Genomic DNA, 2,801 nt, shown 5'->3' with positions numbered 1-2,801 from the left:
AGCCTTTTGTTCCCCTACTCTGAGCCTGTTAAGCCCTTCGGAGATGCTTTATATGCAGAAGGGTGAGTTCTCAGAGTGCCCGATTGTTGTGTAGAAGGTGTATGCGCCGTAGTACCAGAGTGAATAGACACCCCATACTTTTTTCCCCTTATTTGATAAAATTAAGTTTCCCTCCGCCCTCAAGCCGCCATATAGGTCCGTCGGCATACATCCACGCAACCCAGTTTTTTCTTCTTCTGACCCCAATATTAAACCGTGTGCTTGTAATTTCACTAACACTTAGACCAAGAAGATGCATAGGTATTTTAAGTTCAAATGTCCAATGGAAATCTTTTGAGTTAATCATAGTAGCACCGTACTGAATATTCTTCAAGAGTTCTTCTCGTATAGTTTCAGGCATTTTGCAGTAACTATCTAAAATCTCTACTTTCCCGTCTGGAAAAACCCAGAAAATATATATCGGACCTGTCGCCATATCAGGTAACCACCACCCTTTTGTATCTGATTCTACCTGCCCTTCTATTGAGATTTCTGTAACTACCCAGTCAAGATTTTTTAGTGTTACAGGCATATCTTCTGTCCACGGGTCAAGGGTATGTTCAGTGCCAATATATATGTGTTTATCATCATATAATACCCAAGTATTGCTCTCTGGTCCTTTCTGGTCTTGAGCGGGTATGTAATAAGTGTTCATACTTATAGATTTACTTTTATCTAACCCGAGCCACTCAGATTTTTCAAGTTTACCGTCTATCTTTATGGTTGATACCCGCTTGTTGACAGCATACTCTTTTTGTTTGGCTATCCCTGTTTCTTTTGTAGGGTCAAAATATTTGCCTATCTCTCTTTCTACAGGCCAAGACGCTCTTAATTCATCATTATATAGCCCAATATTGTTAAAAGGGATTGGGTCAAAATGTGCAAGAGCATAAACTGGCGAACCCGGTCTTATTGTAAAATTATTATTTTCTGGATTAATAAATAATGGGTCGATATCTGTTATATTGTTTTCAATAGCAAGATCGTTTCGTAGCCCAATAGCATAAGTAGCAAAAGGTCCACCCACATTTATGTTTCTTGATATTGTTATATTTCTTGGCCAGCCCAATGGTCTGTTTTTTTGGTCAAAAATACCCGAAATTTGAGGGTATCTTGTACTCCATGGGGGTAGTTTGGAATCTACTGTTCTGAAGGCTTTTAAAGATTCAAATCCCCAGGTATTTAAGGTACCGCTTTTCTCAAGGATGTCGCTTCTGTTACCTTGAGACATTCCAGGAAAACAATCTACAAAAATATTGTTGTCAAACCTACTGTCAGGCGATGACGTAGAGACACCAGCTGTTCTGTAAAAGATGTTCCCGTACAAAGTTAGGTTAGAACTTATACCGTCAATATGAACTGCTCTTACGCCATGTGATGAGTTTGGCGAAAAATGTCCCATTATACTGTGTAGGAAATTGTTTTTTAATATGTTGCTTCTATAGGTTAGTTGGTTTCCACCGTCCCAAGTGTATATAGCGCCAAGTTCTTTGGAATGGGCGACTATGTCGTGTATCTCGTTAAACTCAACAATGTGGTTGTTATGTGTTATGCTTATACCATAATGAGGAGAATCATTTATAAGGTTGTGGGAGATTCGTTGCCCAATACCTTGAATAGATATAGCTGCATTGTTTCCTCCGCACAAACGGTTAAACCTGTAGATATGGTTGTTTTCGACAGAAAATTTTTGAGGAACAAGTTTTCTTCTGTTGTCTGCCGCAAAAGCACTCCGCAAATTATAATCACCGCTATTGGAAAGATTTACTCCACCCTCTCCAAGGTCATAAAGATCACAACCTACAACACTATGTCCCCAACCCTTAGGAATATCTATTCCCCATTGCCCTGTATTTCGTATGGTGCAGCCAGCTATAAGGTTGTTTTCTCCACCGTCTATTACTATCGCTGTGCGCCAAGTTGCTTCAACCGTAAGGTTATAAAGGATATTGTTAGAAACGTTTTTTAACTCTATAACAGGTTTATCAAAAGTTGAAACAATTACTTCGTTTTCTTTAATAGTATCAGGTGCCCAAAAGTAGAGTTTGCCTTCTTTTCTGCTTAGATACCATTCTCCAGGCAAGTCAAGTTCACTTAAAAGATTGTAAGCAAAATAGGATGTCCCTTTTGATATACGGCTACCTGTATAAGCAGGGTCTTTTAAATTGGGTGTACGGGTATCTTCTGCAACGTACACAACCCTATCTTTTGTATCTATTGAGGTTATTTTTGCGTGTTTAACAACGTAAGGTACCATTGGACCAAGATACCCTTTTATCCATACCTCTTCTTCATCTACCCACTTTTCTGGTCTGTTGCCGGAATATATAAATTTTCCTATCTGGTAAGGGGTATTTCGGAAAACATAATCACCTTCGGGTTTAACCAATCCAGCTACTTTTAACCAACCATCGTTTGGATATCGAGCAAGAGTCATTACATTGCCTTTATATATAAGTTCTAACGCTCCTGTTTGGCGAGTTCCAAACCCTCTATTTTTTAAAGTTCCGTAATCGGTGATTCCAATCTCTTTTAAATCTGACACCAAAACCTTACCTGAAGATTCTTTGGGCAATCTTTTCAGTATTTCGGAGTTAGTAACTTTTTTAAAGTTGTTAACTGGTTTTCCGCCTACCAACCTTACTTCTTCTTTAGGATAACTTCTATAAACTACGGGATTTTCTTCAGTACCAGAATCCTCTTCAGTAAACAGAATTGTATCTTTTAGAAAATAATTTCCGCCTCTAAGATATACAACAATT

General features: G+C 38.5%; 1 protein-coding gene. It reads right to left on the bottom strand.

From position 1 onward, the window contains the following. Nucleotides 1-148: 148 nt before the first annotated feature. The coding region (locus tag M0P98_09460) for a hypothetical protein (protein ID MCK9267073.1) at nucleotides 149-2,801 on the bottom strand (2,653 nt) is incomplete at its 5' end.

The organism is bacterium (assembly GCA_023230585.1).
Classification (GTDB): Bacteria; Ratteibacteria; UBA8468; order B48-G9; family JAFGKM01; genus JALNXB01.
The sequence above is the reverse complement of the archived record's forward strand: the minus strand, read 5'-3'. Positions and strand labels throughout refer to the sequence as shown.